Source organism: Synechococcus sp. A15-44, assembly GCF_014280115.1.
In the GTDB taxonomy this organism is placed as follows: Bacteria; Cyanobacteriota; Cyanobacteriia; order PCC-6307; family Cyanobiaceae; genus Parasynechococcus.
Map to the genome: position 1 here is coordinate 163,154 of NZ_CP047938.1, position 12,529 is coordinate 175,682.

Below are 12,529 nucleotides of genomic sequence, written 5' to 3' on the forward strand. Positions count from 1 at the left end.
GACGGCCTGTGTCGACCTCCTGCCAGCCGATACGCATCTTCATCGGCTACGACCCCAGAGAGCGGGCGGCGACCAATGTTCTGATCGACAGCCTTTATCAGAACAGCAGTGTTCCTCTGGCGATCACGCCGCTGGTGACGCCTCAGCTGGAGGCTCAGGGATTGTTTCGCCGCGAACGGGACCCCAAACAGAGCACGGCGTTTTCCTTCACCCGTTTTCTCGTGCCCTATCTGATGGGGTATCAGGGCTGGGCCCTGTTCATGGATTGCGACATGCTCTGCCGGGCTGACATCAAAGAGCTCTGGGATCAGCGCGATGACGCCTATGGAGCCATGTGCGTGCAGCACGAGCATGTGCCCGGGGAGACCGTGAAATTTCTCGGCGAGGTGCAGAGCCCCTACCCCAAGAAGAACTGGAGTTCACTGATGCTGCTCAATTGCAGCCGCTGCACCAAGCTCACGCCCGATTATGTGAACACAGCAACGGGGTTGGAGCTTCACCGCTTCCACTGGCTGGAGGGCGATCATGAGATCGGTGCCATTCAGGGCGGATGGAACCATCTGGTGGATGTGCAGGCTCCGCCGGAGTCCGAGGAGGCTGCTCCGATGCTGCACTGGACGCTCGGAGGTCCCTGGTTCCGCGAACAGCGCACCATGGGTGGCCCTTTGGCCGCTGAATGGTTCAGCGCCCGTGACGATGCAATGAAGCTCTGGGATTGATGGCGATTCGCAAGTGTGTGGTGGCCATCCCGGCCAGGCTCCAGTCGTCTCGACTGCCCAACAAGGTGCTGGCCGACATCGGTGGCAAGCCGATGATTCAGCGTGTGCTGGAACGCTGCCGTGAGGCCCAAAGTGTTGAAGCGGTGGTGCTTTGCACCGATAGTTCTGAGTTGAAGGCCTTGGCCGAGGGCTGGGGCTTCCCGGTGTTGATGACGGCAGAATCCTGCAACTCCGGCAGTGAGCGCATCGCATCCGTGGTCCAACCGCTTATGGCCTTGGCCTGGGGAGAAGCGGCGCCTGTTGCAGAAGAAACCGCAGTCATCAACGTTCAGGGCGATCAACCGTTCATCGATTCTGCTGTGATCGACGCCATGGCCGAGGAATTTCAAAGCCAGGCCCCAGTGCCCGCCGTGGTGACCCCTGTGTATGGGCTGAAGCCCGACTCGGTGCACAACCCCAACGTCGTCAAGACCCTGCTGGCCCACGATGGCCGCGCCCTCTACTTCTCCCGCTCCGCCATCCCCCATGTGCGTGATGTGGCTGAGGCGGAGTGGCATCAGCACACCACGTATTGGGGCCATGTGGGCATGTATGGCTTCCGTGGAGATGTGTTGGCCGCCTGGGATCAGCTGCCCGCTTCTCCACTGGAGGATTTGGAACGGCTCGAGCAGCTGCGGCTGATTGAGGCGGGCCTCACCATTGCCACCTTCCGGGTCCAGGGCACATCGCTCTCGGTGGATACCGCTGAGCAGCTGGAGCAGGCCCGGGCGATGGTCTGAACTCAATCGTTGCGGTCTTTCCAGCCGTCGCGACGCAGGTGGTTCCAGCGGCCACGCCCTAGGAGCATGCGCTCCGCCAGCTCACGGACGGCTCCATGGCCACCTCGCCGGCGGAGCACGGCATCGGCACCGCGGCGGACGGGCCGACAGGCATCAGCGGGGGCGAACAACAGCCCCACCACGGGCCGAACCGCCAGATCGTTGAGGTCATCGCCCACAAATGCCGTTTGCGCGCCGCTCACCCCCAGTTGCTGTTGCAGGGCCGTGAGGGCAGCCGGTTTGTCCTTGATGCCCACAAGGCAGTGACTGATCCCCAGTTGCCTGGCCCGCACCTCTGTCGCGCCTCCCTGGCCACCACTGAGAAAGGCGACCTGCACCCCTGCCTGTTGCAGCAGACGGATGCCCAGGCCATCCCGCACGTCGAACCGTTTGATCAGTTGCCCGTCGCCATCGAACCAGAGGCCCCCATCGGTCAACACACCATCCACGTCCAGCACGAGCAGCTGAATCGATTTCAGGCGATGCCGCAACAACCACCAGCGCAGTCTCTTCACGCGAGTCCGGCCTGAACGAGATCATGCAGGCGCAGCAGGCCCATCAGTTGGTGTTCCTGATTCACCACCGGCAGCACAGAGATGGGTTTCCGTCGGTTGTGTTCCATCTGCGCCAGGGCTTTCACCACCAAAACATCGGCGTTCACTGTGATCGGATCGGCGGTCATCAGATCCTTGGCCGTCAGTTGGCTCCAGGTTTCAGCACCGTGATCCTGCAGGGCCCGGCGGAGATCGCCATCCGTGAGGATTCCGAGCAGGCTTCCAGGGCTGTCTGGGTTTTCGACCCAACCACTGCCGATGCCATCGCGCGTCAGCCCGCCGATCACCTCCGGCAAGGGGGTGCTGGGCTGCAGAGGGTGCAGTTGGCTGGCGGGCACCATCAGGTCGGCGGCCGTCAGGGTGAGCTGCTTGCCCAGCGATCCAGCGGGGTGATTCAGGGCAAAATCCGCTGGTGAGATGCCGCGCCGCTCCATCCACACCGCTGCAAGGGCGTCGCCGATTGCCATGGCCACGGCGGTGCTGGCGGTGGGGGCCAGGTTCAGAGGACAGACTTCACGGTCCACACCGGCTTCCAGCACCACGTCACTGCCGCGGGCCAAGGAGGAGTCAGCCCGTCCAACGATGGCAATCCGCCCGGTTCCGCGTCGGGTGAGGTGGGGGAGCACCTCCAGCAGTTCGGTGGTTTCGCCGCTGTTGGACAGCAGCAGGCAGACGTCCTCAGCGGCCACCACCCCTAGATCGCCGTGGAGGGCGTCGGTGGGATTGAGGAACAGGGCCATCAGCCCGATCGACGAGAAGGTGGCTGCGATCTTGCGAGCCACGATGCCGCTTTTGCCCACACCTGTGATCACGAGCTTGGCCTTGCGATCTGCACAGCGCTCCAGCAGGGCCAGGGCGGCTTCCACCTGCTCGCTGCTCAAGCGTTCAGCAGCAGAAGCGATCGCCGAGGCTTCCTCTTCAAGGCAGCGGGTGAGAGCGGACAAGGACAGAATCCGTGATGATCGACGCATTCTCCTGCAAGCCCAGCAATGGATCTTCCGGGTGTGCCGTCTTCCGTTCTGGAGGCGTTGCAGGGAGCGGCTCGAGCTCTTGGTATCCCACGCCTGGCCCTGGTGGGCGGCGTTGTGCGCGATCAGCTGTTGCATCAGCGCTGCGGCCGTGCCTGGTCGGGTGTTCCTGATCTGGACTGGGTGGTGGAGGGAGATGCCGCCGCGCTTGTGGCGGAACTGTGCCGTCAGGTCGGTTCCGAACGCATCAGCGGTGTGCAGGAGCACGGGGCCTTCGGCACGGTGGCGTTGCAGCTGGATGACATCCCGCTGGATCTGGCGACGGCGCGGCAGGAGTCCTACCCCGCCCCGGCTGAGAATCCTGTGGTGCAGGCGGGAACCCTTCAGGCTGACCTTGCCCGCCGCGATTTCACGGTCAATGCCATGGCCTTTGATCTGGTGGCCGGTGAGCTGATCGATCTCCACCATGGTTCGGAGGACCTGGAATCGGGTCAGTTGCGGTTTCTGCACGCCTGCAGTGTTCAGGACGATCCCACCCGGGTGATTCGGGCCGCCCGCTATGCCGCTCGGCTCGGTTTCCAGCTTGCTCAGGAGAGCAGCGAGCAGATCGGCAGCACCATGGATCAGTGGCCCTGGGCCTGGCGTCAGGGAGATCCCGCCGCGGCGGCACCGCCTGCCCTGGCAACACGGCTGCGGATGGAGTTGGAGCGGCTGCTGGAGCGGGAACCTTGGCCCCAAGCGTTGGATCTTTTGGAGCAGTGGCAGGCACTGCCGCTGTTGGACCCGCAGCTTCAGAACGATCCACGCCGCACGCAGCGGCTGAACTGGGCCCAACGTCTGGGTCTTCCCCTGATGCCCACTTTTCTTCTGGGAGCAGCGGACCCAGTCGCGGTGGCGCAACGGCTGCAGATTCCCGGCAAATACCAGCAATGGCTGCAGCAGTGCGGGGACCTGGGCGACTGGCTGGAGGAAACGCCGCTGTCCTTGCAGGCCAGCCCGTCGGTCTGGTCGGCGGCCATCGAACACCAGGGTTGGCCGCCGGAGGCGGTGGCCCTGGCGGTGACCCTGAAGCCGAAGCATTGGAAGCCGTTGCTGCGCTGGTGGGGCCGCTGGCGCCGGATTCTGGCGCCGCAGACGGCACGCGACCTGATGGCCGCTGGCTGGCAGCCGGGGCCGGCGATTGGTGATGAGTTGCGCCGGCAGCGCAGTGCAGCGCAGGACCGCAGCCGATGACACGCAGATGGCTTGTGCTGGTGGTGGCCGTTTGCCTGGCCTTTGGTCTGCGGGCCCTGTTGTTGGTTGATGCCACGGGGCTCTGGAGCGATGAGCTCTACAGCGTCGGCAAGAGTTTCCAGCCCAGTTTCAGCAGCTTGCTGGCGATGTTGCGGGAGGATACCCACCCCCCGGCCTACTACGTCCTGCTCTGGTTCTGGGGGCATCTGGTGGGCCAGAGCCCGGTGAGCCTGCGTTTGTTGTCCTGGCTGGCGTATCTCGCTGGGGGCCTGGTCATGGTCCGTCAGGCGATGGCCCTTGGTCAGTCGGGCACCAGGGCCAAGGTGGCGGCCATAGCAGCGCTGCTGGCCTTCTGCAGTCCGTATCCGATTCGCTTCGCGATCGAGGGCAAGAGCTATGCCCTGTTGGTGCTGCTGCTGGCTCTGGCCTGGTGGTGGCGCCGTTCGGTGCGTCCCATGGCCTATGGCGCCGTGGCTGGGCTGGCCGGGCTCACCCATTTCTATGGGTTGTTTCTGGTGCTGGCGGCTGCGGCCTGGGATGGCTGGCAACGCCGCTGGACCATGGCTGCTGCTGCTCTGATCGGAGCCCTCCCGGCCCTGGCCTGGATGGCCTATGCCGCGGACTACCTGTTCAGCTCCCGGGCCGGCAGCTGGATCGGCGTGCCGGATTACGCCTTGTTGGAGGAGACGTTGGCGCGTGGCCTCGGCCTCTGGCCGTTGCCCAAATTGGCGCTGATCCTGATGTTGCTGGTGGTGTTGCGGCGGTGGGGAGGGCTGCGTCGGGTGCCGTGGCCGGCTTGGAATCTTCTCGATCGAAGCGGTCTGATCCCGTCCCTGCTGATGGTTCTTGGGGTGGTTGTCGTGTCGTTTGTGAAGCCGATGGCCTTCAGCCGCTATTTCGTTGTGCTGCTGCCGGCTCTGGTGCCTGTGGTGGCGGTGCGGATCGGTGCTTTGGAGCTCAATTGTTTGGGCCGCGGCTGTGCTCTGCTGGTGCTGGGGCTGATGTTGATCAGCTGGTGGGGGCCAGGATTCTCAGAGCTCGAAGCCGGCGTCGGCGGTGTGCGGGAACAGGACCAGTTCCGTCTGATCAGCCAGCGCACCAGCGGGTTTCAGGAGCGCTACAGCCCCCGCGAGCGTCTGTTCAACCTCAGCGACCGGATGGAGGCGGCAATGGGCCGGATTCCTGTGCCGTCATCGCCCTGGGGCGGAAAGGCGGATTTGAAGCGACGGTTGCAGGGGCCGGATCAGCCCAGGCTGCTCTGGCTGGCCAGCAGTGGGCCGCTGCCGGCGATGGCGCGCAAGCTCAAACCGCTGCAATCGCGTGTTGAGCGAGCGGGTTACCGCTGTGAATCGCAAGCCACCGATCTCACTCATGCCCGGCTGTTGCGCTGCCGATCTGAATCCATGGGCCGCTCTGAGTGAGCTGAGTAGCTGCTTCGCGGTTGCAGGCCAGCAGCAGTGGACCACAGGTCTGGGGGTCCACCAGCAGCTCCAGCAGGGCTGCGGAAGGGGTCTGTTGCAGCTGAACCAGGCCTTCGAGCCAGCGCCAGGCTGCCCGGTTGGAGGGGGCCAGGCTGCTGGAGATGCCGCGTTCGAACAGCTCCAGTGCACCGGGATAGGCCGGGATGGCCGATCCGTTCAGCTCGATGGTCAACCGTGGGCAGTTCTGAAGCATCTCGCCCAGATGCCCGAGCAGGCCGAACCCTGTGATGTCGGTGCAGGCGTGAATACCGTCGCGCATCGGTTCGATCTGCTCAAGCAGCGTGTGCTGGCTGCAGGTCATGGTCTGAAGCGCAGCATCCAGATCAGCCGCCTTGGTGGCGCCGCTCATGGCTCCGGCAAACAGCACACCCGTGCCCAGGGGGCGACTGATTAGCAGGGCATCACCGGGCTGCAGCCCTGATTTCAGCAAGGGTGATTGAGGGCTGTCGCCGTTCACCGTGAGGGTGATCTGCACCCCGAGGCTTGCCGGCACGGGGGTGGCACTGCGGGATTCCATCGTGTGGCCACCAATGAGCTCCGCACCCTGTTCATCCAGCACCGAACGGATGCCGGCGAGGGTCTGCACCAGCAGCTCCTGCTGTTCCTTGGCTGAAACCAATGGCAGGGTGATCGTGGTCATGGCACTGGAGACGGCAGCACCGCAGGCCCAGAGGTCCGAGCAGGCATGCAGGGCCGTCATGCGGCCATTCAGCCAGGGGTCACTCACCAGGGCCGGAAAGCCATCCATGCTCTGCAGCAGCCCTGAATGGTCATCCAGTCGGGCGGCGTCTTCGGGCTGTCCCCCCAGTCCCACCCGGTCCAGTGCTGCGGCCAGGGGTTGGGCCGGCAACTTGGCTGCGCAACCCCGGCAGGCCATTGGGGCTGCATCGGCCATCGCCGCCGGCCGTTGAAAGCCGGCCATGAAGGCGCGGTCGATGCGTTGCTTGAACTGCCAAAGCAGAGGCGATGGCCCCAGCCGCCAGCCGCCCCACTGCGCCCAGGCGGCGTCCAGATGGCTGCCGATCAGCTGCAGCGCCTGACGCTGGGGCTGCCAGGGGTGCAGGGGTTCGCCCCGGCAGGCTGCTTCCAGATTGTTGGCCAAGGGGCGTCCGGCGCGCACGGCCCACACCCCTGATGCCGGGCGGGGCGCGGCGCTGATCACGGCACAGTCTCCGCTGGCGAACAGGGATGGATGTCCGTCCACCCTCAGGCAGCGATCCGTGCGGATCCTGCCGTCGGGATCCAGTGGCAGACCGGCTGTCGCGAGCCAAGCAGGACCCTGGCTTCCGGTGCAGAGCAGGCTGGGTCCCCTGGGCTGGCTGTCGTCGTCGATCAAGGCGATGCGCGCCTGTCGCAGCACTCTTTGAAGGGTTGGATCCAGCTGTCCCGGGCGCTGTTGCAGTTCCAGGGCCCGCTGCGGCCAGCGGCGACGCAGCGCGAAGACGACTTCCAGACCGGCAGCTCCCGCGCCGATCACCCGCAGCGGCTTGGTGTCCCATGGATCTTCGCGCTCCAGAAAGGTGAGCGACGCCTCCAAGGGCTTGATCGGCATCCCAATGGCGCTTGGTCGGCTCACGGCGCCCACATCGAGGCTGAGCCAATCGAAGTGGAGTGCAGGGCGGTCGCGAACCCTCAGCCAGTTCTGCTGAGGGTTCAATTCGGTGATTTCCGCTTCCACGAAGGCCACCCCGGCCCGATCACAGAGCTGTCGCAGGTCGATGGCGAGCTCGTCGCGCTGATAGAGACCAGCGATCAGCCCCGGCACCATGCCGGAATACAGGGCTGTACTTGTGCGATTGATCAGGATGATGCTTTGCGGCGGGCGTCGTTCCGGCTGCATGGCCCAGCGTTTCAGCACCAGTGCATGGCTGTGGCCGCCTCCGGCCAGGAGCAACACACCAGCTGCGCTCATGGGTGGTGCTGATACCCCGTTGGATTGGCCTGCTGCCAGGCCCAGCCATCACGGCACATCTCTTCGAGGTTCCGGCGGGCACTCCAGCCGAGCATGGTTTGGGCGCTCTTGGGACAAGCCTCCAGGCGGGGCACATCGCCGGGTCGACGCTCCACAACCTCGTAGGGAATAGTCAAGCCTGTGGCTTGTTCGAAACCCTGCACCACGTCCATAACACTGAGCCCACGGCCGGTGCCGATGTTCAGGATTAAGGGGTCAGAGCTTTGCCGCTCGAACAAGTGGTCAAGCGCCTTGCTATGGGCTTCGGCCAGATCCATGACGTGCAGGTAATCGCGGATGCCGGTGCCATCGGGGGTGGGGTAGTCGTTGCCGAAGATGCGCAACCGTTCGCGGCGGCCTGCGGCCACTTGGGTAATGAAGGGAAACAGGTTGTTGGGAATGCCCAGCGGGTCTTCGCCGATCCTTCCACTGGGGTGTGCACCAACGGGGTTGAAATAGCGCAGGCAGGCCACTTGCCATGAGCCTGTGCGGCAGAGGGCCGCCAGCATCTGTTCCACCGCCACTTTGGTCTGGGCGTAGGGGTGAACGGGCGCCGTTGGCATGTCCTCCCGCAGCGGGAACGTCTCGGGTTCTCCGTAGGCGGTGGAGGTGCTGCTGAACACCAGAGTCCGGCAGCCGTGGCGGTCCATGGCCGCCGCCAGAACGCGGCTGCCATTCACATTCACATCCCAGTAATGAAGAGGATTCGCGACGGATTCCCCCACGGCTTTCAATCCTGCGAAATGAATCACGCCATCCACGGCGCCGGCAGCGCTGAAGGCCTGATCCACCGCGTTGGGGTCGCGCACATCCCCCTCCACCAAGGTCAGCTGGGTTGAACCTGCCAACTCCTGCACGCGCCGGAGCGCCTCGGGACTGCTGTTGTCGAAGTTGTCGAGCACCACAAGCTCATGACCCTGTTCCAGCAGAACAAGGCAGGTGTGACTGCCAATGAAGCCGGCACCACCTGTGATGAGGACTCTTCGGCCCATGTCTTCCACCGTCTCGGTGTCCTGATTCTGAATCAGCTTGATTGAAAAAGCCTGAAGCCGTAGGCGACCGAACCTAGGGTTCGCCCGTTGCGTTGGACTTGTGGATAGCGGAACAATCGTTCCTGAGTTGCGACGCGCGATCGGAGCCGAAGGGCGTGCCCTGCTCAAGCGGTTCAACCTGCTGACTCCTTTGGTGGAGCAGATGGTGACCCGGGAGGCGATCGCGGCGGTCGCGGTGCCTGAGGAACAGCTCGAGGAAGCGCGGCTTGGTTTGCTTCAGCAGCGTGGTTACGACGGCATTGAACAGTGGCCGGAGCTGCTGGATGCGTTGGGGCGGAGCGAAGAGGAGGTCCTGGACCGTCTTCGTCACGGCATCCGACGCCGCAGCTTCATGCGAGAGCGTTTCGCCCCCAAGGCGGAAGCGCGCTTTTTGGAACGCAAGAACGAGCTGGATCAGGTGGTGTACAGCCTGCTGCGTTTGGAGAACAGCTTCCTGGCGCGTGAGCTCTACCTGCAGATCGAATCCGGTGAATCCAACTTCGCTGATTTGGCCAAGCGCTACGCCGAGGGGCCGGAACGCAACACCAACGGAATCGTCGGCCCCGTCTCCCTCACCCAGGCCCATCCGACGTTGGTCGAGAAATTACGGGTGGCTCAGCCTGGCGTGTTGCTGGAACCGTTCCGCATCTCGGACTGGTGGTTGGTGGTGCGGTTGGAGCGTTACTCGCCGGCCACCTTCACCGATGAGGTCTCCGACCAGATGTGTCAGGAAATGTTCGACGCCTGGATCGATGAGGAAACCGCCAAGACTTTGAGCCAGCTGGCCTTCGAGGCAACAGAACCGGCGCCCACCAGCGATTTCAGTGACTTCAGCATCTCCCGATGACCCAGACACCGTCTTTTCCGTTGCTGAATCATCCGGCGTTCCGCGGTTTGTCCGATGCCTCGGCTTCTTCCTTGGAACGCGGCTGCAATGTGCTCCGTTTCGAGCTCGGGGGGCAGTTGTGTGACCCCAAGGACATTCCAGCCCGGATCCTGGTCATCCTCCAAGGCCAGGCCAGGCTTGTCGGCCGACATAACGGCCGCCTCACCACCGTTGGCAAGTTTGGCCCTGGCAGTGTGATCGGGGCCGCCAGCCTGCTTTGCGGTGCCCCCTGCGAGAACGTGATCGCGGCTGAAGAGGTGATTGCCTGCGCCATCTCCGATGAACTCTGGCGTGAGCTGTATTCCAGCGAAGCTTCGTTCCGTCAGTGGTGTGACCAGCAGCTCTGGCCCCAGGAGCTGCTCCAGTTGTTGGAAGCTCTTGAGCAGAACACGGCAGAGACCGACAGCTCCGCCCTTGAAAAGCTCGAGGATGCCCTGCAATGCGCCGAGCGCTGTTCCTCGGATCCAGTTGCAGTGGATGCTGCTCTGGCGGCTGGGAAGGAGTTGTACGTCACCAGTGCCTGGGGTGGCCTGACGGTTGGCCAGCCGGTTCGGTCCTCCGCAGATTTGCCTCCCTGCGAACCTTTTTCGTTGCGGTTGGTGTCCCTCCCAGCCCCGGGAAGATCCGATCAAGCCGCTGAGTCGCAAGATGAGAGCGCGGGTTCGATCGCCCCCGTTGCGTCCATTCAGGATGCGGAGGCCCTGCCTCCTGTGAGCAGCTTCAGCCCTGAGCGCAATGTTGTCGACAGCCTCCGCCTGATCCGTGCCGACGGTCCGCTGAAGGAAACTCTGGCCTGTTTCCAGATGTTGGCGCAGCTGATGAAGCTGCCGTTCCGGCGGGATTCGATCGAGAAAGTCCTGCAGGACAATCTCCGCCGTGGCCTCACCCCCAATCTCCAGCTCTGTGGTCAGCTGGCGGCGAGCCTTGGACTCCATGTGATGGCGGCCAAGGTGCCAGCGGGGGCAGGCACACGGCTGCAGGTGCCCTCCATGCTGCCTTGGCAGGGTGGATTCGCTTTGGTGATCGCCAGCAACGAGCGGGGTCTGAAGCTGGCCTCGCCCAAACAGGGCATGGTGACTCTGGAGCCGGACGATCTGGCGGAGCAGTTCCCTGAAGGGATTGAACTGCTGTTGATGGAGCGGTCCAATGCCACCCCCGATCAGAAATTCGGGCCCGGCTGGTTCTGGCCCGCGCTGAAGCGCTATCGCGGCGTCTTGATCCAGGTGCTGGCCGCCAGTTTTGTGGTGCAGCTGTTCACCCTGGCCAACCCGTTGCTCATCCAGGTGATCATCGACAAGGTGATCAGCCAGCGCAGCCTGGACACCCTGCAGGTGTTGGGGATCGCCCTGGTTGTCGTCACCATCCTTGAAGGCGTGCTGGGCAGCCTCAAGACCTTCCTCTTCGCTGAAACCACCAACCGGATCGATCAGCGCCTTGGGGCTGAGGTGATCGACCACCTGTTGCGTCTTCCTCTCGGCTACTTCGACCGTCGCCCTGTGGGTGAACTGGGGACCCGGGTGGCCGAATTGGAGAAGATCCGTAATTTCCTCACCGGTCAGGCCCTCACCACCATTCTGGATGCCGCGTTTTCCGTGATCTACATCGCGGTGATGGTGGTCTACAGCTGGCTGCTGACCTTGATTGCCCTCTCCGTTCTACCGATCCAGATCGGCTTAACGATCCTGGGGGCCCCCCTCTTCCGCCGTCAGTTCCGGGCCGCTGCCGAAGAAAACGCCAAGACCCAGAGCCATCTCGTCGAGGTGCTCACCGGCATCCAGACGGTGAAGGCCCAGAACGTGGAGATGGTCAGCCGCTGGCGCTGGCAGGAGTTCTATTCCCAGTACATCGCTCGCACCTTTGAGAAAACGATCACCGGCACGGCCCTGAACCAGACCAGCCAGGTGCTGCAGAAGATCTCTCAGCTGATGGTGCTCTGGATTGGTGCCTCCATGGTGCTGAGTGGTGATCTGACCCTTGGTCAGCTGATCGCGTTCCGGATCATTTCCGGTTACGTCACCCAGCCGCTGCTGCGTCTCTCCGCGATCTGGCAGAACATCCAGGAACTGCGCGTCAGCTTTGAACGGCTTGCCGATGTGATCGATACACCGGAGGAATCCGATGAGGTCGACAAATCCAAGGTGATGCTTCCTCCGCTGCAGGGAGAGGTGCGGTTTGAGAACCTGTCGTTCCGCTTCCGTCCCGGTCAGCCTCAGGTGCTGAAGGACGTGAACCTCGAGATCCCTTCCGGCACCTTTGTGGGCATCGTCGGTCAGAGCGGCAGCGGCAAGAGCACGTTGATGAAGCTGCTACCCCGGCTTTACGACCCCGAGGAAGGTCGGATCCTGATCGATGGCTACGACATCGGAAAGGTCGAGCTGTATTCCCTGCGCCGACAGATCGGCATCGTTCCTCAGGATCCCCTGCTGTTCAGCGGAACTGTGAGCGAAAACATCGCCCTCACCAACCCGGAGGCCTCCAGTGAGGAGATCGTTCGGGCTGCGCGTCTCGCCAATGCCCATGACTTCATCATGGATCTTCCCAGTGGTTACAGCACACCCGTCGGTGAGCGGGGTGCCGCTCTCAGCGGCGGACAGCGACAGCGTGTTGCCATCGCTCGCACCCTGCTGAGCAACCCCAAACTTTTGGTGATGGACGAGGCCACCAGCGCCCTCGATTACGAAACCGAACGAAAGGTCTGCGACAACCTTCTGGAAAATCTCAACGACCGCACCGTCTTCTTCATCACCCACCGTCTGTCGACCATTCGTCAGGCCGACATGATCGTGATGCTTCACCAGGGTGCCGTCGTTGAAGTCGGCACCCACGACGACTTAATGAAGCATCGCGGTCGTTACTACGCCCTTTACCGCCAGCAGGAGAGCACCTGA

At 63.5% G+C, this 12,529-nt stretch carries 10 protein-coding genes; 6 read left to right on the forward strand and 4 right to left on the reverse strand.

Going from position 1 to position 12,529, the window contains the following annotated elements; genetic code table 11:
- Positions 1–8 precede the first annotated feature (8 nt).
- Positions 9–719, forward strand: a complete 711-nt coding sequence (locus SynA1544_RS00830) for a hypothetical protein (RefSeq protein WP_186514489.1) — start codon at positions 9–11, stop codon at positions 717–719.
- A complete protein-coding gene (kdsB, locus tag SynA1544_RS00835; RefSeq protein ID WP_186514490.1) occupies positions 719–1,498 on the forward strand; it encodes a 3-deoxy-manno-octulosonate cytidylyltransferase in 780 nt (259 codons plus the stop codon). The genes SynA1544_RS00830 and kdsB overlap by 1 nt, the downstream gene beginning before the upstream one ends.
- A 2-nt stretch (positions 1,499–1,500) precedes the next feature.
- On the opposite strand, the gene SynA1544_RS00840 is transcribed toward kdsB, so the two are convergent.
- A complete protein-coding gene (locus SynA1544_RS00840; RefSeq protein ID WP_186514491.1) occupies positions 1,501–2,052 on the reverse strand; it encodes an HAD family hydrolase in 552 nt (183 codons plus the stop codon).
- On the reverse strand, positions 2,049–3,062 hold the full coding sequence (locus SynA1544_RS00845) for an SIS domain-containing protein (RefSeq protein ID WP_186514492.1): 1,014 nt from the start codon (positions 3,060–3,062) through the stop codon (positions 2,049–2,051). Before SynA1544_RS00845 ends, SynA1544_RS00840 begins: the two co-directional genes overlap by 4 nt.
- 18 nt (positions 3,063–3,080) lie before the next feature.
- Between SynA1544_RS00845 and SynA1544_RS00850 the strand changes: the two genes are divergently transcribed.
- Both SynA1544_RS00850 and SynA1544_RS00855 read left to right on the forward strand, forming a co-directional pair.
- On the forward strand, positions 3,081–4,292 hold the full coding sequence (locus SynA1544_RS00850; RefSeq protein ID WP_186514493.1) for a CCA tRNA nucleotidyltransferase: 1,212 nt from the start codon (positions 3,081–3,083) through the stop codon (positions 4,290–4,292).
- Complete coding sequence (locus SynA1544_RS00855; RefSeq protein WP_186514494.1) at positions 4,289–5,713, forward strand: hypothetical protein; 1,425 nt, start codon at positions 4,289–4,291, stop codon at positions 5,711–5,713. Before SynA1544_RS00850 ends, SynA1544_RS00855 begins: the two co-directional genes overlap by 4 nt.
- Here SynA1544_RS00855 and selD read toward each other — a convergent pair.
- Entirely contained in the window at positions 5,658–7,685 is a 2,028-nt protein-coding gene (gene selD, locus SynA1544_RS00860) for a selenide, water dikinase SelD (protein WP_186514495.1), read from the reverse strand. The two genes, SynA1544_RS00855 and selD, sit on opposite strands and share 56 nt — an antisense overlap.
- Positions 7,682–8,716: a UDP-glucose 4-epimerase GalE gene (gene galE, locus SynA1544_RS00865; RefSeq protein ID WP_186514496.1), complete on the reverse strand. Its 1,035-nt coding sequence runs from the start codon at positions 8,714–8,716 to the stop codon at positions 7,682–7,684. The genes selD and galE overlap by 4 nt, the downstream gene beginning before the upstream one ends.
- A gap of 100 nt (positions 8,717–8,816) precedes the next feature.
- Here galE and SynA1544_RS00870 point away from each other — a divergent pair, with 100 nt between their 5' ends.
- Positions 8,817–9,602 (forward strand): peptidylprolyl isomerase, encoded by a 786-nt coding sequence (locus SynA1544_RS00870; protein ID WP_186514497.1) that lies wholly within the window; start codon positions 8,817–8,819, stop codon positions 9,600–9,602.
- Complete coding sequence (locus SynA1544_RS00875) at positions 9,599–12,529, forward strand: type I secretion system permease/ATPase (RefSeq protein WP_186514498.1); 2,931 nt, start codon at positions 9,599–9,601, stop codon at positions 12,527–12,529. Before SynA1544_RS00870 ends, SynA1544_RS00875 begins: the two co-directional genes overlap by 4 nt.

Coding starts and splice junctions, on each gene's coding strand:
- SynA1544_RS00850 (WP_186514493.1), top strand. CDS start 3,081: ATGGATCTTCCGGGTGTGCCGTCTTCCGTTCTGGAGGCGTTGCAGGGA.
- selD (WP_186514495.1), bottom strand. CDS start 7,685: ATGAGCGCAGCTGGTGTGTTGCTCCTGGCCGGAGGCGGCCACAGCCAT.
- SynA1544_RS00855 (WP_186514494.1), top strand. CDS start 4,289: ATGACACGCAGATGGCTTGTGCTGGTGGTGGCCGTTTGCCTGGCCTTT.
- SynA1544_RS00845 (WP_186514492.1), bottom strand. CDS start 3,062: ATGCGTCGATCATCACGGATTCTGTCCTTGTCCGCTCTCACCCGCTGC.
- SynA1544_RS00875 (WP_186514498.1), top strand. CDS start 9,599: ATGACCCAGACACCGTCTTTTCCGTTGCTGAATCATCCGGCGTTCCGC.
- kdsB (WP_186514490.1), top strand. CDS start 719: ATGGCGATTCGCAAGTGTGTGGTGGCCATCCCGGCCAGGCTCCAGTCG.
- galE (WP_186514496.1), bottom strand. CDS start 8,716: ATGGGCCGAAGAGTCCTCATCACAGGTGGTGCCGGCTTCATTGGCAGT.